33 protein-coding genes and 2 pseudogenes are annotated in these 25,731 nt (G+C 69.8%); 16 read left to right on the top strand and 19 right to left on the bottom strand.

Annotated elements, in window-relative coordinates; all coding sequences use genetic code 11:
* The coding region (locus tag A6302_RS22955; RefSeq protein WP_483428743.1) for an NAD-dependent epimerase/dehydratase family protein at nucleotides 1-623 on the top strand (623 nt) is incomplete at its 5' end.
* A gap of 80 nt (nucleotides 624-703) precedes the next feature.
* Here A6302_RS22955 and A6302_RS11580 read toward each other — a convergent pair.
* Nucleotides 704-1,051, bottom strand: a complete 348-nt coding sequence (locus A6302_RS11580) for a hypothetical protein (RefSeq protein ID WP_069307173.1) — start codon at nucleotides 1,049-1,051, stop codon at nucleotides 704-706.
* A 227-nt stretch (nucleotides 1,052-1,278) separates the two neighbouring features.
* Here A6302_RS11580 and A6302_RS11575 point away from each other — a divergent pair, with 227 nt between their 5' ends.
* On the top strand, nucleotides 1,279-1,521 hold the full coding sequence (locus tag A6302_RS11575; RefSeq protein ID WP_069307168.1) for a hypothetical protein: 243 nt from the start codon (nucleotides 1,279-1,281) through the stop codon (nucleotides 1,519-1,521).
* 64 nt (nucleotides 1,522-1,585) lie between these two features.
* Here A6302_RS11575 and A6302_RS11570 read toward each other — a convergent pair whose 3' ends face one another.
* Complete coding sequence (locus A6302_RS11570) at nucleotides 1,586-2,146, bottom strand: sigma-70 family RNA polymerase sigma factor (protein WP_069307167.1); 561 nt, start codon at nucleotides 2,144-2,146, stop codon at nucleotides 1,586-1,588.
* A gap of 402 nt (nucleotides 2,147-2,548) precedes the next feature.
* Between A6302_RS11570 and A6302_RS11565 the strand changes: the two are divergent.
* The 7 genes and pseudogenes from A6302_RS11565 (at nucleotide 2,549) to A6302_RS11540 (ending at nucleotide 8,944) form a co-directional block, all read left to right on the top strand.
* Nucleotides 2,549-3,635 (top strand): annotated as a pseudogene (locus A6302_RS11565) (NAD-dependent epimerase/dehydratase family protein).
* Complete coding sequence (locus tag A6302_RS25755) at nucleotides 3,632-3,787, top strand: hypothetical protein (protein WP_342586261.1); 156 nt, start codon at nucleotides 3,632-3,634, stop codon at nucleotides 3,785-3,787. The pseudogene A6302_RS11565 and the gene A6302_RS25755 overlap by 4 nt, the downstream one beginning before the upstream one ends.
* The gene (locus A6302_RS11560; protein ID WP_342586260.1) at nucleotides 3,784-4,821 is read left to right on the top strand and encodes a glycosyltransferase family 4 protein; all 1,038 of its coding nucleotides are present in this window, start codon (nucleotides 3,784-3,786) and stop codon (nucleotides 4,819-4,821) included. Before A6302_RS25755 ends, A6302_RS11560 begins: the two co-directional genes overlap by 4 nt.
* Nucleotide 4,822: 1 nt before the next feature.
* Entirely contained in the window at nucleotides 4,823-5,956 is a 1,134-nt protein-coding gene (locus A6302_RS11555; RefSeq protein WP_069307166.1) for a CgeB family protein, read from the top strand.
* Nucleotides 5,953-7,047 carry a CgeB family protein gene (locus A6302_RS11550; protein WP_069307165.1) on the top strand — a complete coding sequence of 365 codons (1,095 nt, stop codon included), beginning with the start codon at nucleotides 5,953-5,955 and terminating at the stop codon, nucleotides 7,045-7,047. Before A6302_RS11555 ends, A6302_RS11550 begins: the two co-directional genes overlap by 4 nt.
* A complete protein-coding gene (locus A6302_RS11545; protein ID WP_069307164.1) occupies nucleotides 7,044-8,141 on the top strand; it encodes a CgeB family protein in 1,098 nt (365 codons plus the stop codon). Before A6302_RS11550 ends, A6302_RS11545 begins: the two co-directional genes overlap by 4 nt.
* A gap of 29 nt (nucleotides 8,142-8,170) precedes the next feature.
* Nucleotides 8,171-8,944, top strand: a complete 774-nt coding sequence (locus tag A6302_RS11540; protein WP_069307163.1) for a TIGR04290 family methyltransferase — start codon at nucleotides 8,171-8,173, stop codon at nucleotides 8,942-8,944.
* A gap of 34 nt (nucleotides 8,945-8,978) precedes the next feature.
* Here A6302_RS11540 and A6302_RS11535 read toward each other — a convergent pair whose 3' ends face one another.
* The 3 genes from A6302_RS11535 to A6302_RS11525 form a co-directional block, all read right to left on the bottom strand.
* Nucleotides 8,979-9,686 (bottom strand): BON domain-containing protein, encoded by a 708-nt coding sequence (locus A6302_RS11535; protein ID WP_245294034.1) that lies wholly within the window; start codon nucleotides 9,684-9,686, stop codon nucleotides 8,979-8,981.
* 112 nt (nucleotides 9,687-9,798) lie between these two features.
* A complete protein-coding gene (locus tag A6302_RS11530) occupies nucleotides 9,799-10,245 on the bottom strand; it encodes a DUF421 domain-containing protein (protein WP_069307162.1) in 447 nt (148 codons plus the stop codon).
* A gap of 39 nt (nucleotides 10,246-10,284) precedes the next feature.
* Nucleotides 10,285-10,797: a hypothetical protein gene (locus A6302_RS11525; protein ID WP_069307161.1), complete on the bottom strand. Its 513-nt coding sequence runs from the start codon at nucleotides 10,795-10,797 to the stop codon at nucleotides 10,285-10,287.
* A 249-nt stretch (nucleotides 10,798-11,046) separates the two neighbouring features.
* On the opposite strand from A6302_RS11525, the gene A6302_RS11520 reads away from it, so the two are divergent.
* On the top strand, nucleotides 11,047-11,592 hold the full coding sequence (locus tag A6302_RS11520; protein WP_069307171.1) for a superoxide dismutase family protein: 546 nt from the start codon (nucleotides 11,047-11,049) through the stop codon (nucleotides 11,590-11,592).
* Nucleotide 11,593: 1 nt separating this feature from the next.
* On the opposite strand, the gene A6302_RS11515 is transcribed toward A6302_RS11520, so the two are convergent.
* Both A6302_RS11515 and A6302_RS11510 read right to left on the bottom strand, forming a co-directional pair.
* On the bottom strand, nucleotides 11,594-12,616 hold the full coding sequence (locus A6302_RS11515; RefSeq protein ID WP_069307160.1) for a Gfo/Idh/MocA family protein: 1,023 nt from the start codon (nucleotides 12,614-12,616) through the stop codon (nucleotides 11,594-11,596).
* Complete coding sequence (locus A6302_RS11510) at nucleotides 12,613-13,566, bottom strand: MDR/zinc-dependent alcohol dehydrogenase-like family protein (RefSeq protein WP_069307170.1); 954 nt, start codon at nucleotides 13,564-13,566, stop codon at nucleotides 12,613-12,615. Before A6302_RS11510 ends, A6302_RS11515 begins: the two co-directional genes overlap by 4 nt.
* Nucleotides 13,567-13,885: 319 nt before the next feature.
* Here A6302_RS11510 and A6302_RS11505 point away from each other — a divergent pair, with 319 nt between their 5' ends.
* On the top strand, nucleotides 13,886-14,107 hold the full coding sequence (locus A6302_RS11505) for a hypothetical protein (RefSeq protein ID WP_069307159.1): 222 nt from the start codon (nucleotides 13,886-13,888) through the stop codon (nucleotides 14,105-14,107).
* Nucleotides 14,108-14,212: 105 nt separating this feature from the next.
* Here the strand turns inward: A6302_RS11505 and A6302_RS11500 are convergent, their stop codons facing one another.
* The 3 genes and pseudogenes from A6302_RS11500 to A6302_RS11490 form a co-directional block, all read right to left on the bottom strand.
* Nucleotides 14,213-14,401, bottom strand: coding sequence for a hypothetical protein (locus tag A6302_RS11500; protein ID WP_069307158.1), 189 nt, complete (start codon nucleotides 14,399-14,401; stop codon nucleotides 14,213-14,215).
* 2 nt (nucleotides 14,402-14,403) lie between these two features.
* On the bottom strand, nucleotides 14,404-14,589 hold the full coding sequence (locus A6302_RS22950) for a hypothetical protein (protein WP_069307157.1): 186 nt from the start codon (nucleotides 14,587-14,589) through the stop codon (nucleotides 14,404-14,406).
* 88 nt (nucleotides 14,590-14,677) lie between these two features.
* Nucleotides 14,678-14,940 (bottom strand): annotated as a pseudogene (locus tag A6302_RS11490) (hypothetical protein).
* Nucleotides 14,941-15,240: 300 nt separating this feature from the next.
* Here A6302_RS11490 and A6302_RS11485 point away from each other — a divergent pair.
* The gene (locus A6302_RS11485) at nucleotides 15,241-16,254 is read left to right on the top strand and encodes a UDP-glucuronic acid decarboxylase family protein (RefSeq protein ID WP_069307156.1); all 1,014 of its coding nucleotides are present in this window, start codon (nucleotides 15,241-15,243) and stop codon (nucleotides 16,252-16,254) included.
* 84 nt (nucleotides 16,255-16,338) lie between these two features.
* Here A6302_RS11485 and A6302_RS11480 read toward each other — a convergent pair whose 3' ends face one another.
* From A6302_RS11480 to A6302_RS11475, 3 genes are all read right to left on the bottom strand, one after another.
* Nucleotides 16,339-16,653, bottom strand: coding sequence for a hypothetical protein (locus A6302_RS11480; RefSeq protein WP_069307155.1), 315 nt, complete (start codon nucleotides 16,651-16,653; stop codon nucleotides 16,339-16,341).
* A 273-nt stretch (nucleotides 16,654-16,926) separates the two neighbouring features.
* Nucleotides 16,927-17,103 carry a hypothetical protein gene (locus A6302_RS22945; protein ID WP_169833568.1) on the bottom strand — a complete coding sequence of 59 codons (177 nt, stop codon included), beginning with the start codon at nucleotides 17,101-17,103 and terminating at the stop codon, nucleotides 16,927-16,929.
* A 188-nt stretch (nucleotides 17,104-17,291) separates the two neighbouring features.
* Nucleotides 17,292-18,335 (bottom strand): DUF2243 domain-containing protein, encoded by a 1,044-nt coding sequence (locus tag A6302_RS11475; RefSeq protein ID WP_245294033.1) that lies wholly within the window; start codon nucleotides 18,333-18,335, stop codon nucleotides 17,292-17,294.
* Between A6302_RS11475 and A6302_RS11470 the strand changes: the two genes are divergently transcribed.
* The 4 genes from A6302_RS11470 to A6302_RS11455 all read left to right on the top strand — a co-directional run bounded on the left by A6302_RS11470 (nucleotide 18,334) and on the right by A6302_RS11455 (nucleotide 22,582).
* Nucleotides 18,334-19,593: a cytochrome P450 gene (locus tag A6302_RS11470; protein WP_069307154.1), complete on the top strand. Its 1,260-nt coding sequence runs from the start codon at nucleotides 18,334-18,336 to the stop codon at nucleotides 19,591-19,593. The genes A6302_RS11475 and A6302_RS11470 overlap by 2 nt on opposite strands.
* A gap of 177 nt (nucleotides 19,594-19,770) precedes the next feature.
* Nucleotides 19,771-20,595 carry a manganese catalase family protein gene (locus tag A6302_RS11465; RefSeq protein ID WP_069307153.1) on the top strand — a complete coding sequence of 275 codons (825 nt, stop codon included), beginning with the start codon at nucleotides 19,771-19,773 and terminating at the stop codon, nucleotides 20,593-20,595.
* Nucleotides 20,596-20,707: 112 nt separating this feature from the next.
* A complete protein-coding gene (locus tag A6302_RS11460; protein WP_069307152.1) occupies nucleotides 20,708-21,106 on the top strand; it encodes an HIRAN domain-containing protein in 399 nt (132 codons plus the stop codon).
* 90 nt (nucleotides 21,107-21,196) lie between these two features.
* Nucleotides 21,197-22,582, top strand: coding sequence for an NAD(P)/FAD-dependent oxidoreductase (locus A6302_RS11455; RefSeq protein ID WP_083255705.1), 1,386 nt, complete (start codon nucleotides 21,197-21,199; stop codon nucleotides 22,580-22,582).
* On the opposite strand, the gene A6302_RS22940 is transcribed toward A6302_RS11455, so the two are convergent.
* The 6 genes from A6302_RS22940 to A6302_RS25335 form a co-directional block, all read right to left on the bottom strand.
* Entirely contained in the window at nucleotides 22,583-22,720 is a 138-nt protein-coding gene (locus A6302_RS22940) for a hypothetical protein (protein ID WP_169833567.1), read from the bottom strand. It lies immediately after the preceding gene.
* Nucleotides 22,717-23,469 (bottom strand): cysteine hydrolase family protein, encoded by a 753-nt coding sequence (locus tag A6302_RS11450; protein ID WP_083255703.1) that lies wholly within the window; start codon nucleotides 23,467-23,469, stop codon nucleotides 22,717-22,719. Before A6302_RS11450 ends, A6302_RS22940 begins: the two co-directional genes overlap by 4 nt.
* A 57-nt stretch (nucleotides 23,470-23,526) precedes the next feature.
* Nucleotides 23,527-23,994: a DUF305 domain-containing protein gene (locus A6302_RS11445; protein ID WP_069307150.1), complete on the bottom strand. Its 468-nt coding sequence runs from the start codon at nucleotides 23,992-23,994 to the stop codon at nucleotides 23,527-23,529.
* Between the two features lie 114 nt (nucleotides 23,995-24,108).
* Nucleotides 24,109-24,723 (bottom strand): flavodoxin family protein, encoded by a 615-nt coding sequence (locus A6302_RS11440; RefSeq protein ID WP_069307149.1) that lies wholly within the window; start codon nucleotides 24,721-24,723, stop codon nucleotides 24,109-24,111.
* 237 nt (nucleotides 24,724-24,960) lie between these two features.
* Entirely contained in the window at nucleotides 24,961-25,524 is a 564-nt protein-coding gene (locus A6302_RS23535; protein ID WP_069307148.1) for a response regulator, read from the bottom strand.
* Between the two features lie 20 nt (nucleotides 25,525-25,544).
* Nucleotides 25,545-25,673 carry a hypothetical protein gene (locus tag A6302_RS25335; RefSeq protein WP_280939117.1) on the bottom strand — a complete coding sequence of 43 codons (129 nt, stop codon included), beginning with the start codon at nucleotides 25,671-25,673 and terminating at the stop codon, nucleotides 25,545-25,547.
* Nucleotides 25,674-25,731: the final 58 nt, after the last annotated feature.

The following is a 25,731-nucleotide window of genomic DNA, read 5'->3' as shown; positions in this document are numbered from 1 at the left end:
CCGCAGACGGCCACGCCGTCCGCCTCGTCGATGCCCTGCACGCGCCGGCCAGCGAACGGGTCCTGGCAGGCCTGAAGCGCCGCCATGGCCCGCGTCTCGACCTGCGCGTCGCCGACATGCGCGACCGCACAGCCATCGAGGCGGCCGTGGCCGGCGCGGGCGTCCTCCTTCACATCCTGGATGCCGATGAGGCCGGCGGCGATGACGACCCCGTCCAGCGCCACGTCCTGTGCGGCGGGCTCCTGAACCTGTTCGAGCTGCTGCGGCGCATGGCGGACACCCCGCTGGTGATGGCATCGGCGGACGATCCGGGAGATCGGGCCGTCACCTCCCGCTTCTCGCTTGTCGACATGGCCGACTCGCTCGCCCGGGAATACGCGGAGCGATATGGCTGCCGGATCGCCTTTTGCCGGTTGACGGCAGGTGCCGGGGCCCGGGAGCGGCCGGTGCGCCGGGCCGCATCGGCCCGCCCGGATCGGGATGAGGGCCGTGTCGATCTTGCCGAGGCTGTCGGCTGGGTCGAGGCGGCCCATGCCGACCTTGCGACCTCCCGCCCCGCTCGCAACGACGGCGATGATCGCGAAGCATGGCCGCGACCTGCCGCCGCGAGCGGCATGTCCTGAGCCGGCTCATCGAGCCGAATTCGGTGCTGCCGGTCTGGTGCTGGCGTCTTCGGAAAGGGAGCGCGCGTCGTCGAGCCGCGTCAGGTCTGCAGCGCCACGATCGCGATCACGACGGCCCCCACGCCCACGAGGATCGCAACGAAGACCGCGAGCTTCGTCCTCACGCGCCGCTTGGCGGAGGGCAGCAATTCCCCGTCGATCCGCCGCGACCGTTCATCGCTGACAGCGCTGCCGGGCGGCGTGTCGACCGGGTCGCGCCCCGGCTCCGCCCCGGCTTGGGGCCTGGCCGCTCCTGCCGCCTTGTCCACCGGATGGCCGGCCGCCTCGTCGTCGGTTCCGAGCGGCGCCGCCGCGGGATCGGCAAAGGGAACCTTGTCCTTCGTCTTGCCGCGTTCGATGTCGCCGTGCAGCCGGTCGTTCGTCGTCATGGGGGATGGATCCGTTTCGAGATGGGAGGTGTCGGCGGCGCCCATGCGCTCGGGCAGCGCCCCGGTCGCGGCTTCAGCCGGAAGCGCCGGGGGCAATGCCGCCGTCCAACCGGAAAGGCACACCGATGTTCCCGCGGAAACTCGGAGACGGTCTTCTCTTCGGAACAAACATCGGCGGCAGAGGTTCGAGGACAATCCCGGAACTGTTCCGGACAGGGGAGGCGCCGATGAAAGCCGTGAAATTCAGGCCCGTGGCCGACGAGGCCGGAGCATCCGCCACTGCGGCCGCACCGGAGGTGATCGAATTGCCGGCCGAACCCGCCAGTGCCGACCCGGTGCAGGCGCCCGGAAGCGAACCCGCCCCGCCGGATCCCTTCAACGAGGAGGGTGGGGCCGACCCGACGCTCCTCGAGGACACCCCCACCGCCGGCAAGGCCGCGGCGGAGCGACTGAGGTCCGGGTCGTCGTGATCGGCCGCCATCGAGCGGGCGTGGGACCGATCCAGCGAGAGAGCCTGAGACCAGCCGCGCCGGCTCAGCTGCGTGGCACGAAGGAGTGGTTGTCCTCGAGGGAGTATTCGACCGTCGTCTCGCCCATTTCCTGAAGCAGACGGGCGCGAGCGCGGTTGAGCCGGCTCTTCACGGTGCCGATGGCGCAGCCGCAGATCTCTGCGGCTTCCAGATAGCTGACGCCGATCACCCCGATCAGGACGACGATCTCGCGCTGCTCCGCCGGCAGGCGCTCGATGGCCTTGGAGATCTCCCGTCCGCGCGCGGACCAGTCCTGGGTCGCATCCACGACGGCGTTGCCCGCCACGCAGTCGGCCGACCCCGGCGCCTCGCGCATCGCAATCCGGATCTTCGTGTTGAAGGTATTGCGCATGATCGTGAACAGCCAGGACTTCATGTTGGTGCCGGGCCTGAACTGATGGGAGGCGGCGATGGCCTTCATCAGCGTTTCCTGGACAAGATCGTCCGCGTCCTCCGAATTTCGATGAAAATGGCGCGCGAAGGCGCGCAACGCCGGGATGAGGTCGACGATATTGACCTCCGGGGGCGCAACATTCTCCTGGCTTCGCTCCCGTGCTGACGACATCCAAGACCTCCTTCGCAAGACCGTCGTCGACCGGTCCTCGATCCGATCCTGGCTCCGAGCCTGCGACTGATGTGATGTTTGACTGTTAATTCATCAGTCGCGCTCCTGTTCCTTCCGGAGGGAAAAACTCCTCCGGCCTCCGGTCGGCCCTGCATCGACAGAGGCCTGCACCCCTGCGCTGCGTCGCAGCCCCCCGAGAAGAAGCGGAACATTCTCGCTGTTCCCCGGTTCGGCTCCCGATTTCCACCTTGTCATCCGGAGCTTCGTGACGCCCATTTCGTCCTGCTCCCCTTCCGGCGCCCCGCTGCGGCCGCGCGATGTCCCCCGCCGGCTGCCCTGCCGGCCGTGTCGGATCGCCGGCACCGCGCGGAAATTCATAAGATGACCGCCCCCGAGACGGAGATGCGCGCCCTCGCCGTCGCGTCGGTGGCCGGCCCGCGCCCGGTCCTCGTCACGGGCGGGTGCGGCTTCATCGGCTGCAATCTCGCCGACAGTTATCTTGGCGATGGCGAGGAGGTGATCATCCTCGACAACCTCAGCCGCCCGGGGGTCGAGACCAATCTTGCCTGGCTGCGCGGACGCCACGGCGACCGGGTGCGGCATGTTCACGCCGACCTGCGGGACGAGGGTGCCGTCGCCAGGGCCGTGGGCGAGTCCCGGGCCGTGTTCCATCTTGCCGCCCAGACGGCGGTGACGACCAGCCTCGAGGATCCGGTCGCGGATTTCGACGTCAATGCGCGCGGCACCCTGAACGTGCTGGAAGCCGCGCGGCGCTCGGGTCGGCCGCTGCCGGTGATCCTTGCCAGCACCAACAAGATCTATGGCGCCCTCGAGTCCCTCGATCTGCGAGAGGAGGCGGATCGCCACGTGCCGGTCGACGCCGAAGTTCGCCGCTTCGGTCTGTCCGAGGCGGCGGCGTTCGACTGCTGCACCCCCTACGGCTGTTCCAAGGGCTCGCCGATCGCTATGTCCTCGACTACGCCAAATCCTTCGGCCTTCCGACCGCCGTGTTGCGGATGAGCTGCGTCTACGGTCCGCGCCAGTTCGGCACCGAGGACCAGGGCTGGGTGGCCCATTTCCTGATCCGGACGCTCGCCGGAGAGCCGATCACCGTCTATGGCGACGGCAAGCAGGTCCGCGACATCCTGCATGTGCGCGACGCGGTCGCCGCCTATCGGCATGTCCTCGACGCATCGACCGGCACGCCGGCATGGTGTTCAACCTCGGCGGCGGGCCCGCCAATGCCGTCAGCCTCCGCAATGTCCTCGACGAGATCGAGGTGATCACCGGTCGCCGGGTTCCCGTGACACTGGAGACGCCCCGGACCGGGGACCAGCTCTACTACGTCACCGACACGCGCCGGCTCGAAGGACGGTTCGGCTGGCAGGCGAGTGTCGGCTGGCGCGACGGCCTGCGCGATCTCGCCGGCTGGCTCCGTGACGCCGCCGCGGGCCGGGAGCCCCTGCCGGTGCGGAGGGTCTCGGCATGAGCATCGACCTTGCCCCCGCTGCGGCGGGCCGCGGCCTGCCCGTACCCGGCGACACTGTGGCCGCCCTGACCGGCACCGCGCCTGCAGGCGCGGCCGGCCTGCGGCTCCTGATGACGGTCGATGCGGTCGCGGGGTCTGGCGCTATGCGATGACCCTTGCCGAGATGCTCCGCGACCGCGGCGGCTCGATCGTCTTTGCCGGCTTCGGACCGCGGCCGACGGCGGGCCAGAGGGCAGAGGCCGAACGGATCGGCACCCTGCACTGGCTTGACGGCGGCCTCGACTGGCTTGTGGCCGACGAAGCCGAGCTTGATGCCGTCGGCCCCGTTCTGGACGACCTCGCGGATCGCGAAGCCGTCGATGTCCTGCATCTCAACCTCCCGAGCCAGGCCGCAAGGCTGAAGACCGCCCGTCCGGTCGTGGTCGTCACCCATTCCTGCGTTCCCACCTGGTGGGCAACCGTGCGCGAGGGACCGCTCCCGGAGGCCTGGATCTGGCAGATGCGACGCAACGCGGAGGGCTTTGCCCGGGCGGATGCGATCATCGCCCCCAGCAACAGCCATGCGGAGCTGACGGAGGCCTGCTACGGCCCGCAGCCGAAGCTGACGGTGGTGCCGAACGGGGTCCGCTCGGTGCCCCGCGGCGACCTCAAGGAGGACTTCGTGTTCGGCGCGGCGCGCTGGTGGGACGAGGGCAAGAACCTCCAGGTCATCGACCGCGCGGCGGCCCGGCTGAAGTGGGAGACCCGCCTTGCCGGCGAGACGGCGGGTCCCCACGGCGGACAGGTCACGATCGAACACGCGCGCGGCCTCGGGCCCCTCCCCCACACCGAGGTGCTCGATCTTGCCCAGCGCGCCGCCATTGCGGTGTCGCCGTCGATCTACGAGCCCTTCGGCCTTGTCGCGCTCGAATGCGCGCGCGCCTGCACGCCGCTCGTCCTCGCCGACATTCCCACCTACCGCGAGCTCTGGGGCGGAGCTGCCCTGTTCTTCGCCCCGCACGACGCCAGCGAGCTCGCCCGGGTGATCGGGCGCCTGATCGGCGATCCGGCCCTGCGCGAGGAAATGGGCGCCTGCGCCAACGCCCGCTCGCGATCGTTCAGCCTGCAGGCGCAGGCCGACGCCATGGCTGCGGTCCATGCCCGGATCGCCGGCCCGGCGGCCCGCCTCCCGACACCGGAGTCCTGACATGCGCTTCCTGTTCTACACGCATTCGCTGGTGTCCGACTGGAACCACGGCAATGCGCATTTCCTGCGTGGCGTCATGCGCGCGCTGCTAGCGGCCGGCCACGAGGCCGAGGCACTCGAACCCCTCGGCGGCTGGAGCCGGAGCCATCTCCTGGCCGGTGAGGGCCCCTCCGCCCTTGCCCGCTTTTCCCTCGACTTTCCCGATCTCGTCTCCCGCACCTATGACGCCGATTTCGATCACGAGGCGGCGCTCGACGAGGCGGATGTGGTGGTGGTCCACGAATGGACCGATCCCGCGCTGGTCGCCCGTCTCGGACGCCACCGGCGGCGCGGCGGCGACTTCCTGCTCGTGTTCCACGACACCCACCATCGCGCCGTCTCGGCCGAGCCCGAGATCGCCGGCCTCGTCCTCGACAACTACGATCTGGTGCTGGCCTTCGGCGAGGCGCTGACCGACCGCTATCGCCGCGCCGGCTGGGGCCGGCAGGTGGCGACCTGGCACGAGGCCGCCGACATCCGCCTGTTCCGGCCGATGCCGGAGGTGACGCGCGACGGCGATCTCGTCTGGATCGGCAACTGGGGCGACGGCGAACGGTCGGACGAGATCTTCGACTATCTGATCGCCCCGGCCCGCCGCCTCGGCCTTGCGGCGACCGTGCACGGCGTGCGCTATCCCGCACCCGCGCTGGAGGCGCTTCATGCCGCCGGCATCCGCTACGAGGGCTGGGTCGCCAACGCCGACGTGCCCGCCGCCTTCGCGCGCCACCGCGTCACCGTGCACATTCCGCGGCGTCCCTATGTCGAGGCGCTGCCCGGCATTCCGACGATCCGGATGTTCGAGGCGCTGGCCTGCGGCATTCCGCTGATTTCCGCGCCCTGGGACGACGCCGAGGGCCTGTTCCGGCCGGGCGAGGACTTCCTGTTCGCCCGCAGCGGCGCCGAGATGACCGACCGTCTCCGCGATGTGCTGACCGATGCCGCGCTGGCCGCCGAGCTTGCCGCGCGCGGTCTTGCGACGATCCGGGCGCGGCACACCTGCGACCACCGCGCCGCCGAACTGCTGGCGATGATCGAGGCGCAGGGGCGCCTCCCCGCCCCCCGTGCGGACGCCGAAATCAGGAAGGTCGCGTCATGAAGATCGCCTTCTACGGATCCAGCCTGCTGTCCTCCTACTGGAACGGGGCTGCCACCTACTATCGGGGTCTGCTGTCGGCGCTGGCGCGCCATGGCCACGACATCACCTTCTTCGAACCCGACGTGCACGACCGCTCGGCCCATCGCGACATCGGGATGCCGGACTGGTGCCGGGTGATCGTCTACGAGGGGACGCCCGAGGCGATGCGGGCGGCGGCGGCGCAAGCTGCCGAGGCCGACGTCGTGGTCAAGGCGAGCGGCGTCGGCTTCGAGGATGACGCCCTCCTGGCCGCGGTGCTGCAGGCGGCCCGGGGCGACGCCGTCACGGTCTTCTGGGACGTGGACGCGCCCGCAACCCTGGCGGAGATGCGCGAGGCGCCCGACCATCCGCTCCGCCGGTCGCTGCCGGATCTCGACCTCGTCCTGACCTATGGCGGCGGCGACCCGGTGGTCTCGGCCTACCGGTCGCTCGGTGCCCGCGCCTGCCAACCGATCTACAACGCCCACGATCCGCAGACGCATCATCCCGTCGCCGCCGATCCGCGCTTTGCCGCCGATCTCGCCTTTCTCGGCAATCGTCTGCCCGACCGCGAGCACCGGGTCGACGCCTTCTTCCTTGCTGCCGCGCGGGCCCTGCCGGCGCGCCGTTTCCTGATCGGCGGCGCCGGCTGGCACGACAAGGCGATGCCCGCCAACGTCCGCTCGCTCGGCCATGTCGCCACCGCCGACCACAACGTCTTCAACGCCAGCCCCACGGCGGTGCTCAACATCAGCCGCGCGTCGATGGCGACGACGGGATTTTCCCCGGCGACCCGGGTGTTCGAGGTGGCCGGCGCCGGCGGCTGCCTGATCTCGGACGTCTGGCCGGGCATCGAATGCTTCTTTGCCCCGGGCGAGGAGATCCTCATCGCCCGCGACGGCCTCGATGTCGCCGAGGCCGTCGAGGCGCTGACGCCGGACCGCGCCGCCGAGATCGGCCGGCGCGCCCGCCAGCGCGCGCTTGCCGACCACACCTACGACCGCCGCGCCGTGGAGGTCGACCGCATCCTGCGCGACACCCGGCGCGCCCGATCCCGCGAGGCCGCCGAATGAGCGAACCCCTGTCCATCGTCATCCTGGGCCTGTCCCTGTCGTCCGCCTGGGGCAACGGCCATGCCACCACCTACCGCGCGCTGGTGGCCGGGCTCGCCGCCGACGGTCACCGCGTGCTGTTCCTCGAGCGCGACGTGCCCTGGTACGCGGCGCATCGCGACTTCACGTCCAGCGACGACTGCCGGCTGGCCTTCTACGACGGCCTCGACGACCTGCGCCGCTTCCTGCCGGAGATCCGGTCGGCCAACGCCGTGATCGTCGGCTCCTACGTGCCGGAGGGACGCGAGGTGATCGACCTTGTCCTAGGCGCGCGGCCGGCACTGGCCTGCTTCTACGACATCGACACGCCGGTAACCCTCGCCGGGCTTGACGCCGGCGAGACGGAATTCCTCGCCCCGGCGCAGATCCCGCCCCTCGACCTCTACTTCTCCTTTGCCGGCGGCCGCAGCCTGCGCCGGCTCGAGGAAGATTTCGGGGCGCGCCGCGCATTGGCGCTCTACTGCTCGGTCGATCCGGCCCGCTACGCGTCGACCGGCGAGGCGCCCGTCTGGGACCTCGGCTATCTCGGCACCTACAGCCCCGACCGCCAGCCCAAGCTTGAAGAGCTCATGTTCGAGCCGGCCCGCCGCTGTCCGCAGATGCGCTTCATCGTGGCCGGCGCGCGCTATCCCGAAACGACCGACTGGCCGGCGAATGTCGCGCATGTGGAGCACCTTGCCCCGGAGGCGCATCCATCTTTCTACAGCCGCCAGCGCTTCACCCTCAATCTCACCCGCGCCGACATGGTGGCCTCGGGCTACGCCCCCAGCGTGCGGCTGTTCGAGGCCGCGGCCTGCGGCACGCCGGTGATCAGCGACCGCTGGGACGGCCTCGACACCCTGCTCCCGGAGGACGCGATCTTCACCGCCGCGTCGGCGGACGAGGTGGTCGCCGTGCTGTCCGAAGTCACCGAGGCGCGGCGCCGTGCCGTTGCCGACGCGGCGCGGACGCGCATCCTCGCCGGCCATACCGGGACGGCACGGGCGCGCGAACTCGTGACCCATCTCAGGGCGGCGATGCCGGCCGGAACCGCGCTCCGCGCCGCGCGCGCCTGAGCTTGTCCCTTCACGCGAGAGCGACTGCCATGACGATCAAATCCTTTCGCAGGCCGGACGAGGCCACCGCGCGTCGCGCCACGACGGCCCGGCGAATCGACGAGCTCGGCCCGTGGTTCCACAACCTGCGGATCGACGGGATCGCCACGGCGCCCGACCATTTCCTCGGCGACTACCCGGCCTGCAAGTGGGCCGGCTTTTCGCAGGTGATCCCGGAGGATCTGGCCGGCTGTTCCGTGCTGGACATCGGCTGCAACGCCGGCTTCTACGCGATCGAGATGAAGCGGCGCGGGGCCGGCCGTGTCCTCGCCATCGATTCCGACCCGCACTACCTGGCGCAGGCGCGCTTTGCCGCCGAACGGGCGAGGGCCGACATCGAACTGCGGCAGATGTCGGTCTACGACGTCGGCCGGATCGGCGAGCGCTTCGACCTCGTGCTGTTCATGGGCGTCTTCTACCACCTGCGCCATCCCCTCCTCGCCCTCGACCTGATCCGCGAGCATGTCGCCGGCGATCGCCTGCTGTTCCAGAGCCTGCAACGGGGCTCGGGTGAGGTGTCGGCACTGGCAGACGACCATTCCTTCCACGACTGGGACGTCTTCGACGCGGCGGACTATCCGAAGCTGTTCTTCGTCGAGGAGCGCTACAGCGGCGATCCGACCAACTGGTTCATCCCGAACCGCGCGGCGGTGGAGTCGATGCTGCGCAGCGCCGGCTTCCGGATCGAGGCGCATCCCGAGCGGGAGGTCTACCTCTGCCGCCTCGCCGAGCGCCACTACGCCGCCGAGCCGCCGCCGGTCTGATCGCCGGCGACGGACATGGCAGCCGTTGCGAACCTCACATCGGGCGGCTCTGCGTCCGGATCCGCAGGTTGTTCTGGATGTGGCCGACGCCAAGCACGCTCTCGATGCAGTCTTCGGCGCGCCGTTTCTCCCAGCGGTCCGACACCTCCCCGGCGAGAGTCACTTCGCCGCTGCTGATCGTCACCTCGATGTCCGAGGCATCGAGAGACGGATCGGCCGCAAGGCGTTCGTTGACCTCCTCCTCGATGCGGGCGTCGGAGCGGACATAGCCGCGCGGACCTTTGCCGCGGTGCTCGTCCGACCGGCGCCGCCGCTCGGCCTCCTCGTCGCCGAACCAGGACGAGACCTCGTCCGAGGCGCGGTCGAAGACGCCGCGCTCGCCCCCGGGGGCGCCGGGGCGGCCGCGCCCGGGGCGCGGAGCGCGTCCGGCGTCGTCCCCCGGGAAATACCCCTGCGCCGCGAAGACGGGGCTGGGGCCGATCGGGGCGTGATACGGCTCGTCGTGAGGGCGGCGCCGGTCGGGGTCCGCAAAGCGCATGTCGGGATAGTCGGCGGGGCGTTCGGCATGATAGCCCGCCCGGTGCTCCCAGGACCCCCCATATTCGCGCATGTCGCGGTCGTCCTCGTGCTGGCGGTCCCAGGACCGGCCGACACGCGGATCGTCGCGGCCACGGTCGCGATCGTCCAGCCGCGGCTCCTGCCCGCTGCGGGGCTCCTGCCAGTGGTTTCTGCGGTTTGCCATGGAGCGTCCTCCGATAGGGTCTGCCGCCAGCCCTCCGGTGATGTCCCAGGGCTGATCGGGCCGACCGAACCGATACGGTCCTGCGAAGTTCCCGGGCGCCGCGGTTTCGTCGTCACTGTTCCCAGGGGACGATGCTGATGTCGCCCCCGACCTCGATGATCGCGAATTTCACCTGGTCCAGCCGCTCCAGTCCCTGCTGTTCGCGCGCCGCTTCCAGAATGTCGTCGACGCCGACGCGGGCCTTGCGGATCGCCGACCAGTTGGGCTGGCCGCGGCTGACCAGCACCGTGGGGACGCCGTCGATCCAGGCGGCTGCACGCGGCGAGCGCGCCTTCACCTGCGAGAACAGGACATCGATCACGAGCAGGGACAGGATCAGCACGAAGGAATTGGTGATCGAGAAATCGTCACCCAGCAGGGCCTGCTGCGTCGTTTCGGCGATGATCAGCACGAGCACGAAGTCGAAGGTGGTCATCTCCGACATGGCGCGCCGGCCCGACAGGCGGATGACCAGCAGCAGGAACAGGTAGACGGCAAAGCCGCGCAGCACGGTTTCCATGATGACTCTCCGACCTCGTCGGCCTTGCGGACGGCAGGTTCAGGGCAGGACCAGCACCGAGGGCCGCAGCGGCGGCGACCCGTCGAGGCGCAGGGCGAAGGACGAAAGGCCGGGATGGCGCGGGCGGATGTCGAGCACGGCACGCGTCGCCTCCCCATCCGCCGCGGCAAATTCGAGAACGAGGCCCTCTGCCGTCATCCGCTGCCGCTCGGGCTGCGGCAGGATCTGCTCGATCGTGAAATCCTCGTCAAAACCGCCGGAGAGAAGGAGGCGGCGAACCTCGCCGCCGCCGGCAAAGCGGATCGCGAGGGTGTCGGAGGTCTGCCAGCGTGCCACCCGGGGGTACTCGACCCGGCCTTCGCCCGCCGACATCTCTCCGCGGGACAAGGGCCCGCCTGCGCCGGTCAAGCCGGCGAGCGCACCGAGAATGATCAGGACGAACAGGACCCAGGCCGTCCGCTCGGCGATCCAGAATCGTTTCTGGAAGGCGGGATCGTCCTGAAGCTGGAGGCCGTCGTCACGGACCGGGGGCACCGCGCCTGCGTCTCTCATCGGGGAATGTCCTGGCGGGCGTGTCCTGGTGAGGCCTGCTGGCGGGAAAAACGGCGCGGAGCCGCGGATTGTTCCCCGCTCCGGGCAACCGGAACAATCCGGCTGCCGCCCTGTTCGATCGTTGTCGTCCGCCCGGCGCGGGACCGCGACGGCGCCCCGAGACGGGGCCCTGAAATGTGGCACCGCCATCGCCGACAGCCGGCCGGGTGCTGAAGGACAGGCAAAATGCCTGCGAACAGGGAGATCCTCATGAAAAAAGCACTTCTCGCGCTTGCCACCCTCGCATTGCTGCCGGCGCCCGCGGCCGCCGCGCCCGGCGACAGCCTTCGGGCCGAGCTTCAGGGAGAGGGCATCAGCGGCACGGTCACGCTGACCGAGACCGGTTCGGGCGCCATTCACGTGATGGTGGAGGCGCAGGGCGTGCCGGAGGGCGCCCACGGGATCCACGTGCATGAGACGGGCCTCTGCGAGGCGGCCGACGGGTTCAAGTCCGCCGGCGGCCATCTTGCGCGCGGGCTCGAGCACGGCGTGATGAGCCAGGAAGGCCCCCATCCGGGCGATCTGCCCAACGTGCACGCCCAGGCCGACGGGATCGTCAAGGCCGAATTCGTGACCCGCGGCTTCACGCTGGGCAACGAGGACGCGGCCCGGATCAAGGACGACGACGGCTCGGCGATCGTCCTGCATTCCGGTCCGGACGACTACACCTCGCAGCCGGCCGGCGCGTCCGGCGACCGCATCGCCTGCGGCGTGCTCGACGCCGGCCAGAATGCCGCAGCCGGCCAGCAGCCGTAAGTCAGCGGCCGTAGATCCGGTCGAGCACCCGGGACACATCGAACAGCCGATCGGCGCGCGGATCGTAGCGCCGGTCGGCGCCCAGACGTCGCGCCCAGTCCACCACCGCCCGGCCCCCCCAGGGGTCGGGCGGTGACGCGAGGACCTCCCGCGACGTGCCGCGATAGGCTTCCGCCGCGAAATCGTAGAAGGACCCGTCGACATTGCGCAGGGCCGCGCCGCCGTGGCTGCCGTGGAAGACCGCGGCGATCTCGGCGTCGCGGCCGGCGTGAAGGTTCCAGGAACAGGACAGGCGCACCACCGCTCCGCCGGAAAGGCGCAGGGTGGCGACGGCAAAGTCCTCCACCACATCCGGATCGGGTCCGAGACGCCGGCCTCCGGCAAAGAGGTCGGACGACACCGCCTCCACCTCCGGAAAGTCCAGCATCCACAGGGCGAGGTCGACCAGATGCACCCCGAGGTCCATCACGCAGCCGCCGCCCGACAGGGCGACGTCGCGGAACCACGGCTTGTCCGGGCCGTAGGCGTTGTGGAAGACGAGGTCCGCCGCGTGGATCTCGCCAAGGGCGCCCTTCTCCGCCAGCGCCTTGATCCGCGCGGTGCCCTCGGCGAAGCGGTAGCAGAAGTCGACGGCGAGCAGGCGGTCCGCCGCCCGCGCGGCCGACAGCACCGCCGCGACTTCGGACCCGGTCCGGCCGAGCGGCTTCTGGCAGAACACCGCAAGCCCGCGCCGCAGCGCCAGCTCGGCCTGCCGGGCATGAAGGGCGCTCGGCGTCGCGATCACGATGCCGTCGAGATCGAGGTCAAGCATGGCATTGAGGTCCGGGACCGTCACGGCGGCGGGCGCGAGGGCACGGGCCGCGTCCAGCATCTCCGGCGACGGATCGGCGATCGCCATCGCCTCGCCGGCCTCCGTCTCCAGCACGGACGCGAGCCGGTGGCGGCCGATCCAGCCGACGCCGAGGAACCCGAGGCGGGGCAGGTGCAGGCCGGCGCCAGCGACCAAGTTGCGCTCGGCCTTCATGACAGGTCCACCCAGGCCTTGAGGAAGCCGTCCGGCCGGTCCCGGGTCGCGTCGAGAGCATCGCCGAGCCCGTCCAGCCGGTAACGGTGGGTCAGGAGCGCGTCGAAGGGCAGCCGGCCCTCGGCGGCGGCGGCCACCGCGGCGCGGATGCCGTCGATGTAGACGGCGGGATCGCGCTCGTGGGCGTTGATCACGTCGATGCCGCGCCAGTTCCAGAGCTGCATGTCGATCTGGCGGGGGCCGTCCTGATGATAGCCGGCAATCACCAGCCGGCCGCGCTCGGCGGTGAGCGCGCCGGCAAGATCGAGCGGCGCCTGCTTGCCGGTCGCCTCGATGACCCGCGCGCAGCCACGCCCCTCGGTCAGATCCATGACACGGGCGACGACGTCCTCTTCACCGATCCGCAGCGTTTCCACCGCGCCCATGCGGCGGGCGAGATCGAGCGCGAAGGGCCGGCGGGAGACGGCGATCACATGCGCGCCGGCGTCGGTGGCAAGCCGCGTCAGCAGCGCGCCGAGAAAGCCGATGCCGACGATGGCGACGTGATGCCCCGCGCGGATGTCGCTGCGGGCAAGGATGTTCATGGTGCAGCCGAGCGGCTCGCCTGGAAAGGGCCGGTCGCCGAGTTCGCGCGGCAGGCGCACCACCTGGGCCTCCGGCCCCACGTCCCATTCGGCATAGCTGTGCTGGAACAGCGTGGCGACCCGGTCGCCTTCCGCCACGCTTGTCACGTCGCGGCCGACCGCCGCGACGACGCCCCAGCCCTCGTGGCCGAGGCCGCCCGGCTCCGTCGGAAACGACATCCACGGCGGCCCGGACCAGGGTCCGAGATTGGAGGCGCAGACGCCGCAGCCGCGCATCCGGACCAGCACTTCGCCCGCGCGCGGGACCGGGTGCGGCACGCGGGCGACCTCCATCCGGCCCGGGCCGGTGAGAACCGCGGCCTGCATGACGGATGTCGCCTCGGTGCCGATCCCGGTCGGTGCGGATCGCGTCGGACCTTCCCCGACCGTGTCTCTGGCATCCGGATCCAGTTTCATCATCGCGTTCACCTCGCAAGGACGTGGGGCAAAGGCACGGAAACGTGCCGTTTGCGGCCGATCGTCCATCTTCATCATCTTCCCGAAAACACCGGCCGAACCTTCCCGCCCGCCGAATGTTCCGAGCCATTGCCCGGGAGGGATGCCGGGTGGCGGATGCGCGGGGCGCCGGAACAACGCGGGCGCGCGGTCGTTCGGGGCGCGCCACCCACATGAGAAGGAGCGCGTCATGAGCAACGATCCGAAATCCGCGCAGGGGCTGGGCGAGAGCGATCTGGCCCAGGACCGGATGGGAACCAATCGGCTGGAGGCCAACGACCAGAACCGGGTCCGCAACCAGCGGCACACGATGCCCGAAGAAAAGCGGGAGACCGAAGGGGTCGTGGAAAGTTTCGAGACGCTCGAGGACCGGGAACAGCAGAAAGCCGACAACCGGACCCGCTCGTCCTGAGAGCGGACCCGGCGACGGGTGTCGGCCGGACCTGAGGATCTCACACCGGCCCGGTGACGACGGGCCCCTGCCGGCAACCATCAGCCGGCAGGGGCCATGGACTTCTCACTTCTTCTCCGGGTCATGCGTGTGGTGGCGATCCTTCTCGCCGCCGCCGCCGGACACCTTGCTGCGCGAACGCTGTCCGTCATCGCCCGGCGGCTTCTCGATCTCGAGGGGCGCCCTGGCGTTTTCATGGGATGCGCCGGGTCCGCCCTGGCGGATCGTGTTCGGACTCTTCTTCGACGTGGTCATCGTCACCGATCCTGCTGATAACCCTGATGGGTGGTATTGATCCGGGAATTGCCCTGCTGACCTTGCTGGTCGGGGTCAGGCGCGCCCTGCGCCGCCGCCTTCGTGTCGTCCGCCTTCGGCGCCGGGTCTTCACCGGTCCCCTTCGGGCTCCGGTTCTCGGGAGGGACGGGAGGCATCTTCGAGGACATCGGCGTTTCCTTTCCACGCGAGAGGGTCACGAGATCGGTTCCGAACCGGCGCAGCGCGAGGATGTTCCGGCCCGCGCCGCAGGCTCGCCTAGTCGCGCTCCACGAACTTGTTGAAGCGGCTGAGGCTGCGTCCTCCGTCCTGTCCTGATGCAGGAAGGCGAGCTGGCTGTCCTCGAAGATCTCGAAGAATTCGCTCCATTCGATCGCGGTCAGTTCCTCTTCAGGCTCGCCGAAGTCGATCCGGAGGATCCCGCCCGTCCCGCCGGTGTCGACCTTTGCCGGATGGCCGTTGCGCTGTTCGGTCCACGTGCGGATCGCGTCGTGGTCGGTGGTCGTGGTGGCGCTCGCCATGATGAATCCTCCTTGCTGGACATCGGACCGCCCGAACCTGCAGACCGCCCGCCGGTTCCATCGCGGCCTCCGCGACGAGGGGCGCAGCGACAGGAGCAGCAGCAGGAGCAGCAGGAGCGGCCGCAGGAACAAATGGCCGCCGCTTCGGTTCGGCGGCCGAAGGATCTTCCTCTTCGGCCGATGACGCAGCCGTCTCTCCGGACATGTCGGCAGTCCTCTGCCCGTCCGAAGCGACCGGGCGGAAAGATCCTTGCGCGAAGGGATGCCGCACGGCACCCGGTGCACGACAGGAGTGGCCTCATGAATTCTTCAGGGAGCGGACGCCTCGCAACGAGGGCAAGATTCAAGACGACGCTGGTGGCCGGGGGCGCGGGCTTTCTCGGCTCGCATCTGTGCGATCTGCTGCTTGCGCGCGGACATGCGGTCATCTGCGTCGACAGTTTCCTCACCGGCTCCCGGGCCAACATCGCGCCGCTAGCCAACCATCCGCGGTTCAGGCTGATCGAGACGGACATCTGCGACATCGCCGAGGTCGAGGAGCCGATCGACCAGGTCTACAACCTCGCCTGCGCGGCCTCGCCGCCGCGCTACCAGGCCGATCCCGTGCACACGATGATGACGAGCGTGGCCGGCACGCGAAACCTGCTCCGGATCGCGGCGGCGCACGGCGCCGCGTTCCTCCAGGCCTCGACCTCGGAGGTCTATGGCGATCCGGCCTCGCATCCCCAGCAGGAGGACTATCGCGGCCACGTCAACTGCGTCGGCCCGCGCGCCTGCTACGACGAGGGCAAGCGCGCGGCCGAGGCGCTGTGTTTCGACTTCCTGCGCCACGACTGGGCGGATGTCCGCGTGGCGCGGATCTTCAACACCTATGGCCCGCGCATGCAGCCGGACGACGGCCGCATCGTCTCGACCCTGATCCGGCAGGCGCTCGCGGGCGAGCCGCTCACCATCAACGGGACCGGCGAGCAGACCCGGTCCTTCTGCTACGTGTCCGACCTCCTGGACGGGCTCGTCGCGCTGATGGAGGTCGATCCCAATCCGCGCACGCCGGTCAATCTCGGCAATCCGGGGGAATTCACGATCAACGAACTGGCGGAGCTCATCACCCGTCACCTGAAGTCGCGCGTGGCCATGGTCCATCAGCCGCTTCCGGAGGATGATCCGCAGATGCGTCAGCCGGACATTGCCAAGGCCCGGACCCTGCTCGGCTGGGAGCCCCGGGTGCCGCTGCGGGAAGGACTGGCCAGAACCATCGACTGGTTCCTCACGCTCCGGCCGGAGATCGTTCGCAAGGCCGAAGCTGCGGAATGACTGCCGGCAAGGCACCGCCTGTCACGGCGGCGCCGCGCGGGCGCCGCCGAAACCTGTGGCCTGCTGCCGCGCAAGGCCTCCGGCTCAGCGCCGGATGACATCGGGGCGGGTCAGTCCTTCCAGGATGCCCCGCGGCCCGGCCGCGGCGTGGCGGCCGCTTTCGTCCTCGACCACGTGATAGAGCTTGTCGTCCCGGAACGCGCTGGCAAAGCGGGTGGACACCCCGTCGCCGGGTTTTGCCGGCGTTTCGAGAAAGTCCGTCTCGCCTTCGCTCGCGACGATGCGGGCATCGGCCGCGGAATCGGCCCTGACGATGACCACCCCGTGGGAGGGCGCGCGCGTCCAGCCGGGATCGTCTGCCTCCGCGCGGGGTTCAAGTCGAAAGATCGTCCTGTGCATGTGGGGTCTCCCGTGCGGATGCCGCGCCCGGCCGCCCCAGCGACGGGCCTCCGCGTCACGAAGGCCGAACCTGTGGAAGGCGCCGGCGGCCGGCCATTGCGGCCTCGCAACCTCCGGGCTGCGGCATCACCGGCCAAACCCTGCGCAGCGCAGGAAGTTCCAGAGGAAGGACGACGCGGAACGCGGCAGGCAGGCCCCGGTCAGACGCATCGCGAAGAAAGGATCAGGAGCACCACGGGAAGATATCGGATCCGCGCGCCGTGGAGCCGCCTTTCATGTTCCGGACCCATCATGATCCGTCACGGCGCGTCGGCGTTCGCGCAGGGCATCCTGGAGCTTCTTCGCCAGATCAAGCAGGGCGTCAGGGACTTCCTCCTTCTCGATCTGCTCCATGAGGTCGGACATGTCCGACTTGAGCCGCTCGTCTTTCCAGGGTGCGTTCGATGTCATGACCCGGTTCCTGTGGCGCCTGCGCCCCGGCGATTGATTCTGCCGGCCGCATAACGGCTTAACATTTGTTTGTTCCCTGGAGCCATACGCCGTGTGCGGCGGGGTGGATCACACGCGGTACCCCTCGGGCATTTCGTCGTGCCGGGTGTCGGCACTCCGTCGCCGATCGTCGTTCGGGCGGAGCAGCCTCAGGCGCGTCCCTCCGCGCGCGTCCAGGCCAGACATCCGGCGAGGACCGGCGTCGACGACACGACCAGGGCGCCGCGCGCGTACAGCGTGGCGAGGCCCGGCCATGACACGTCGCTGATCGCCCAGACGGAGCCGCCGCCCTCGGTCCATTTCAGCGTTGCCTGTGCCGCAGCCACGGCGTCCATCATCGCCGCAGGGGTCATGCCGGCGCGAAACACGACGAGGGTGTCGCCGCGGTCGCCCGCCCCGGGCGCGGCGCCGGCGGCAATCCCGGCCAGGAAGGTCAGGCCCGCGATGGCGGCGGCCACGCCGCGGCCGCGTCCACCGCCCCCGCGGGGCAGCCTCGCGGCGAGCAGCAGGGGCAGGAGGCCGAAGACGACGAGCCATCCGACATCCCAGACCAGCGGCATGTCGCTGTCCATCCGGATCCGGTGAAGGCCGAGCAGCCAGTGCGAGACGACGGCATCGAGGACGTGCCACGCACCGAAGCCGATCAGGCCGTTTCGCAGCACCTCGCCCGCGGAGGCCCCGCGCGCGTCGGACATCCATGCCGCCGCCAGCAGGCAGCCTCCGGCGATCGCGACGACATACATCAGGACGTGGAACAGGCCGTCGGCGAGGACCTGAAAGCGCAGATCGGAGCCGAGCGGCTCGTCCAGCCCCGACAGCAGATGGTGCCACTGCAGGATCTGGTGAAGAAGAATGCCGTCGAAGAACCCGCTCAGCGCGAAGCCGACCAACAACCACCCGACCCTGGTCTTCCAGTCGAGGGGGGAGACGGGCAGCAAGATACGCGCAGGCATCGGCATCTTCTTCCTGGGTCCGGGTCTCGAGTCGCTCGATCTGGGCGTCCGAACCGGAGCTGTCCGGAATTGTTCCTGCTGAACGTGAAGGCGCCGGAACATTGCCGCCGAGGTCAGGTTCGGCGGGATCACGAGGGCCCGGCCCGCGGTTTCGACCGCCGCCAGCACGGACCCGTCATGACCGACGTCGACAATCCGTCCCCGGCCGGGCGGCCTGTCTTCTTCTGCGAGAACCGCCATGCCGGACATTCCCCGGGACAGCGCCCCTGACGCCACGCTCGCGCTGCTGCGCGAGGGATATCTCTTCATCGGCCGCCGCTGCGACAGGCTCGGCAGCGACATCTTCGCGACACGGCTGATGCTGCGGCGGGTGATCTGCATGCGCGGCAAGGACGCGGCGCGCCTGTTCTACGGCAGCGGCGCCTTCACCCGGCGCAAGGCCATGCCGCCCACGACGTTCCGGCTGTTGCAGGACGTCGGCAGCGTCCAGACGCTCGAGGGTGACATCCACCGACATCGCAAGGCGATGTTCGTCCACCTGCTGATCGATCCCGTCGAGATCCAGCGCATCGTCCGCCTGTTCCGCGCGGAGATCGCACATGCGGTGACGGACTGGCGGCGGCGGCACGCCGTGCGGCTCATGGACGAACTGCCAGTCCTTCTTGCCCGGGCCGCCGTGGACTGGCTTGGCATCCCGCGCGCGCAGCTTGACCCCGACAGGCTTGCGCCGGAGCTTGTCCGCATGATCGAGAGCGCCGGCGGGTTCGGCCCCCGCACCTGGTCGGCCCTGCTGCGGCGGCGCCGGGTCGAAGGATGGCTGGCCGACCTCGTCCGGCTTGAACGCGCACAGGATCTCGTCGGCCATGGTGCCAGCCCCTTTGCCACGATCTGCCGCCACCGTGATCCGGCCGGCGTGCTCCTGTCCGAAGACGAGGCGGTGGTCGAGACGCTGAACCTGCTTCGGCCCCTCGTTGCCGTGGGACGGTTCATCGCCTTCGCCGTGGTCGAACTCGCGCGCCATCCGGACATCGCCGCCGGGTTGACGGTGCGGGGCGCGGCCGATCTCGCGGAGCGGTTCTGCGAGGAGGTCCGCCGCACCGCGCCGTTCTTTCCCTTCGTCGGCGGGGTGGCGCTGCGGCCCCTGACCTGGAACGGCTACGAGATCGGCCAGGGGGCGTGGGTTCTCCTCGATCTCTACGGCACCAACCATCATCCCGACCTGTTTCCCCGGCCCGAGCGGCTGGATATCGACCGGCGTCGAAGCTGGCGCGAACAGGGGTTCGACTTCATCCCCCAGGGGGGCGGCGACACGCGGACCGATCACCGCTGCCCGGGCGAGGCGTTCACGGTGGCGCTGATGGCCGAAGCCCTGCGCGTGCTCGCGTCCACGGGCGGGTGGACCCTGCCGCCCCAGGACCTCAGCGTGGACCTGTCGCGCGTTCCCGCCGCGCCCCGTTCCGGTGTCGTCCTCGATTTCGATCCGGCGCACGGCGCCTGATCCCGCAGCGCCGCGCACCACCCGGCGCGATTTCCCGCGTCAGGTGCAATTGCGGCCGGAACATCGGGACATCGCGCCGGTTCGGCGCCGGGACGGGACGCGGGGGCGTCGGGCCAGAAGGCGGCCGTCCCGCTTCCGCTCCCATCACGACTTTCGGAACATCCCCAAGGAGGATTCATGTTCTACACCGACAACAAGCTGCAGTTCCCCGTTCGCGTGGAACAGCCGGACCCGCGTTTCGCGCGCGCGCTCCAGCAGGCCATCGGCGGGGTCGAGGGCGAGATCCGCGTCGCCATGCAGTACATGTTCCAGGCGTGGGGCGCCCGCGGCGACCCCAAGTTCCGCGACATGCTGCTGAACACCGCCACGGAGGAACTCGGCCACATCGAGATGCTCGCGACCGCGGTCGCGCTCAACCTCGAGGGCGCGCCGCTCTCGCTCCAGGAACAGGCCTCGCAGGATCCGGTCGGCGGCGCCGTCCTCAACGGCATGTGCATGAAGCACCTGCTCTCGTCGGGTCTGTCCGCGATGCCCGTCGATTCCGACGGCATCCCCTTCGACATGTCGCACATCTACGCGAGCGGCAACATCGCTGCCGACATGACCGCCAACGTCACGGCCGAGTCGACCGGGCGGGTCCTCGCGGTGCGTCTCTACAACATGACCAACGACCCGGGCATGAAGGAGATGCTGCAGTATCTCATCGCCCGCGACACCATGCACCAGAACCAGTGGCTGGCCGCGCTCGAGGAACTCGGCGGTCCGAGCGGCGTCTTCCCCATCCCCAACAGCCATCCCCAGGAGGAGGAGAACCGGGAGTTCTCCTATGTCTTCCTCGGCTTCCAGCAGGATGGGAGCGAGCCGCCGCGCGGTCGCTGGTCGGAAGGGCAGTCGATCGACGGCAACGACAGCTTCTCGGCACGCCCGATGGAGCCGCTCGGGGAAGAGCCGACGCTCGGCCGGGCCCGTCCGAAGTCCGGCGCCCAGGCCGAACAGCTCTGAGGCCTGCGTTCCGCCCGACGTGTCGCCCGCCGGGCCGCCGGCGCGTCACGGGCTCGCGCATCACCCGGCCGGATCGACGTGATCCGGTCGGGCCACATGCCAGGAGGAAGACATGGACCGACGACTGTTTCTTGCCGCGCTCGGCGGTGGCCTCGCATCCGGCACCGGTGTGGCCGGCGCTGCGGCGCCCTCGCAGAGCATCGGCAGGCCGATCGAAAGCTACGTGACGAATGTGGCGGACATGAACGGCGGGTTGCCGCCGCCGTCCGCAGGGACGCCCCTGCGGCTGCGCCGGGCGGCAAACCGGGTCTACGACCCGCGCTCGGTGCTCATCGAGACGGCGGACGGCCGGCCCCTCGGCTATCTGCCCACCGCCCATGGCCGGGTGATCGAACCGCTTCTGGGGGCGGGCTTCGTCGTGGCCGGGCGGGTCGAGGCAAGCCGGCCCGGGCCTCGCCCCTCGGTCCGGATCTCGATCACCGTGACGGGCGACAACCGCGCCCATGGCTAGGCGTTCCCGCGCCGTCGGCCGCCGTCTCCCCGGGGGGATGGCGGCCGGCGGCGGACGGACATCGGGCGCGACGCGCAGGGGATGATGACCATGGCAACGCCCGCCGCTCCCGGAGCATCCGAGGGGCCAGCCTCCTTGCAGGACCTGCCGGAGGTCGTGATCGTCGGCGGCGGATTTGCCGGCCTCGAGGCGGCAAGGCAGCTCGGGCGCGCCGGTGTGCCGACGGTGCTCGTCGACCGCACCAACCATCATCTCTTCCAGCCGCTGCTCTATCAGGTCGCGACCGCCGCGCTCGCCGCGACGGACGTCGCCGAACCGATCCGCAAGATCCTGCGCCGCTACCCGTCGGTCGAGGTGATCTACGGCGACGTGACGCGGATCGACACGGTCGCACGCACGATCGGCCTGGCGGACGGGCGGCAGCGCGCCTACGGGCGCCTTGTCCTCGCCGCCGGCAGCAGGCCCTGGTACTTCGGCAACGAGGGATGGAGGGCGCATGCGCCCGGCCTGAAGACGGCCGAGGATGCGCGGCAGATCCGCTCACGGCTCCTGCTGAGTTTCGAGCAGGCGGAACAGGCCATGGATCCGGAGGAGCGGCAGCGGCTGATGACCTTCGTCGTCATCGGCGGCGGGCCCACCGGCGTGGAGCTTGCCGGCTCCATCGCCGAATTGTCCCGCTTCACGCTGGCCCGGGACTTCCGTCACATCGCCCCCGAGCAGGCCCGCGTCATCCTGGTGGAGGCGGGGCCGCGGCTGCTGCCGTCCTTTGCGGTGAGCCTCTCCGACTACACGAGATCCCGGCTCGAGCGCCTCGGCGTTGTGGTACGCACGAACGAGGCGGTGAAGGAGATAGGGCCGGCCGGGGTGAGGCTCGGCGACGAGACCATCCGCGCCGGTTTCACGCTCTGGGCGGCCGGCGTCCGGTCGAGCGATCTCGGCGGCTGTCTCGGCGTGCCGCTGGATCGCGCCGGCCGGGTCGGCGTCGCCCCCGATCTTTCGGTTCCGGGCCTTCCGGGCGTCTACGTGCTCGGCGACCTCGCCCATCTGGACGGGCCGGACGGAAAACCCCTGCCCGGCCTCGCCCAGGTCGCCGCGCAGCAGGGAACCCATCTCGGACGCCATCTTGCGCGTCATCTGCGCAAGGGCACGCCCCTCCCGCCCTTCGTCTACCGCAGCCGGGGCAACACGGCGATCATCGGCCGGCACGCGGCGGTCTACGAACTCGGCACCTGGCATGTGCGCGGCTGGCTCGCCTGGGTGGCCTGGGCCATCGCCCATGTCTACCTGCTCATCGGATTCGAGAAGCGCCTCAGCGTCGCGCTGAAATGGACGGCCCGCTACCTCTCGTATGAACGCGGCTCCCGCCTCATTTCCGGGACGGGCCTCCTGCCCGGCGCCGGTTCTCCCCCGGCCGCCGGACCCGTTGCGCCCGATCGCTCCCCGGTCGTGGCCCGGGATCACGCGCAAGACCGCTGATCACTCGTTCTGGAGCGAATGCGGCGGCTGCTGACCGGTGGTGTCCTCCGTCTCGGGCGTGCTCGCCGAGAGCATCCCGTAGCCAACGGCAAGCACGGCGAGAACAACGAGCGCGAGAATGATCGGCCGGGACGTCATGGATCTGTTTCCTGCTGGCATGAGGACTTTCCGAGGCAAACTGTCCGTCGGCCCGCATGTTCCCGCGGTCCCGCCGTTTCGGTGCAGGGGCCGGCGGCCGGCGGTTGCAGCGGTCGCGGTCTCGGACGGGCCACCTCATCGCGGGCGCACATGGCGATCACCTCCTCGGCGCCGGCAACCTCCACCTGCTCGGTGAAGCGGTCGAGATAGAGCTTCATCAGGGCATCGTGGGTCTCGTCGGAGGAGCTGCAGAGGGCGTTCGCGACCAGGATGACCCGGAATCCCCGGTCGATGGCGCCGAGCGCGGTCGCCAGCACGCAGACGTCAGTCTCGCCGCCGGTGATCACCAGCGTGTCGACGCCGCCGCCGGCCAGCGTCTCGTCGAGGCTGCGCTCCAGCCACGGCGAATAGACATGCTTGTCCACCACGGCCGCAGGCGGAACGAAGCGCTCCAGCGCCGGCACCAGCCGCAGCGCGTCGGGGCCGACCTCCTCGATGGTGGCGGAGGCCCAGCGACGGTAGTAGCGCGCCCAGCTGCCGCGCCCCTCGCCCGGTCGCGCCGCGGGAATGAAGCGGGTGAACACGGTCCGCTCCGGACGATGCGCACAGATCGTCTCGATCGTCGGGACGACCCGTTCCAGCCACGGCATCGCCCACAGCTGACCCGGACCGAACAGCCGCTGCATGTCGACGCAAAGATGGACGGCGTTTTCGCCGATGGGGCCATGCACGACGCCATGGGCCGACATGTCGGGCTCCTTTCAGGGCTTCCTGGAGGGGGACGACCGGCCGGAAATGCCGCCCGCTCACTCGGCCCGCGCAGCCTCGGTGCGACCTTCCAGATCGGCGATCAGCGCCTTCATCTCGCCAATCTCGCGCACCTGCGCCTCCAGAATCTCGTCGGCAAGCTCCCGCACCCGCGGATCGGTGATCCGGGCCCGCTCGCTGGTCATGATCGCGATGGAGTGATGCGGGATCATCGCCTTCATGTAGGCGACGTCGTCCACCGTCGCCTGGCTCCGCACCAGCGCCAGCGCGCCGGCAAAGACGATGGCGGCGGCAACCAGGATGCCGATGTTGGCGCGGGTGTTCCTGTACATCCCCCACATGAACGCGAGCATGATCGCTGCCATGGTCGCCCCCATCACCAGCGCCATCCACGCCCGGGTCTGGCTGAAGAACACGTGATCGGCCGCGTAGGTGTTGAGATACATCAGCCCGAACATCACGAGCGTGGAGGTGGCGATCATCGCCATGAATCGGGGATAGCTCATCGTCGTCTCGCCGGCTGGAGGATGTCCTGGGGCGCCGAACCATGCAGACGATGTGATGTTCCCCGAAGCGCCGGGATCGACAGGGGCGCGGCGTCCCGCGTCGCTGGAAACGCCTTATGACGTCGGCATGCCCGGATAGTTGGCGGATCTCAGGAAGGTGGCCAGATGCACGGCATTACGCGCCAGCATGGCGCTGGTGTGCCGCGTCTTGTCACTGCCGGACGGCAGGTCCTTGTAGTCGGTCGATCCCATCGCCTCGCCGACCCAGTAGGTCCCGGCACCGGGAGGGAGGGTGAACCCCACGTCGTTGAGGGCCTGGAACAGTTCGGCGTGGCAGTGGTGGGCGCCATCCTCGTTGCCGACCACCGCCACGGACGCAACCTTGCCGTAAGCCGGCATCCGGCCCTTGTCGTCGGTCTCGCCGAGAAAGGCGTCGAGGCGTTCGATCACCCGCTTGGCAATGCTCGAGGGCTGACCCAGCCAGATCGGCGTGCCGATGAGGAGAATGTCGGCGGCAACCACACGCTGCCGGATGGCCGGCCAGTCATCACCCGGACCCTCGTCCGAGGTGACGCCGGGCAGGACGTTGAAATTGGCGACACGCAGGATCTCGCCTCTGGTGCCCAGCTTCTCGAACTCGGCCACGGCCTCGCGCAGGATCCTGTCGGTCGAGGAGGGATCCTCTCCGCGCTTCAGCGTGCAGTTCAGGGCGATAACGGACAAGGTCATGTCGCGGGCTCCGGCGGGTCATTGCGGGCGCGCGGAGCAGCCTTCGAAGACCGGCCGCACGAGCGCCCCTAACCGCGAGCCCCTGCGACGGTTCCATCATCCACTGTCATTGGAAAAAACACGCCGGATCCGCACATCGCGCCGGCCTCCGTCGTGATGCAGGCCGCACCGCGGAACATGGCAGGCGGCGCCGTCAGGGTCTGACACGGCCGAAACGCCTCGGGGGCGGGCATCGGCCTAGACCAGCAGGTCGCGCCCGGTTCGCGTGTAGGTCTCTTCCAGCAGGCTCGTCAGCCACGCCTCGAGATTGTCGTGGCGATCCCGCGTTGCCGTGACCGTCAGCGCCTGCTCGAGCGTCAGTTCCACCAGCCGGTCGGCCGCGCCCGAGTTCTTCATCAGGAGCAGGGCCGCAAGCCGCAGCTTCGGCAGGGCCGCGAAGACGTCGTCCTCGGCCGCGTCGTCGGCAGGGCCGGCGGCATCGCGCGAGAACAGTGCTTCGAACACCGCATTGTGGTTGAACGGCTTCGACAGAAGCCCGACGTGGCGAAAGCGAAGGGGGATCGCGATGTCCTCCCGGCCGGTGAAGAAGATGAAGGGCGTGCCGCGCCGCACGAGTTCGTCCGCGACCGGAAACACCTTCTGCCCGTTCAGATCCACATCGAGCACGGCGGCATCGGCGTGGGACACCTGACGCTCCGCCGCTTCGACATTCGCGGCAGGGCCAAGGATCTCGGCGCCCATGCTGCGGAAATAGCGGCTGAGATCTTCAGCGAGGAAGAACTCGTCCTCGACGATGAGCACACGGCAACCTCGAAGACTTGTCACCCGTTCCGTCCCTTCTGCGCGTCGAGCGCGCGTTGCAGGCGGCGCGCGAGCGTCACCAGGCGAACCGGGATGTCCTCCTTCAGCGCCGACGGCAGCAGGATGATCTTGACGGCGTCGTCATCCACTGGAGAAGGCATTTCGCTTGCGGGCGCAGGCTTGGCGGGTTTTTTTCATATCGAGGGA

This window comes from Methylobrevis pamukkalensis (assembly GCF_001720135.1).
Classification (GTDB): domain Bacteria; phylum Pseudomonadota; class Alphaproteobacteria; order Rhizobiales; family Pleomorphomonadaceae; genus Methylobrevis; species Methylobrevis pamukkalensis.
Note: the sequence above shows the minus strand (reverse complement) of the source record. Positions and strands in the feature narration are given on the sequence as shown.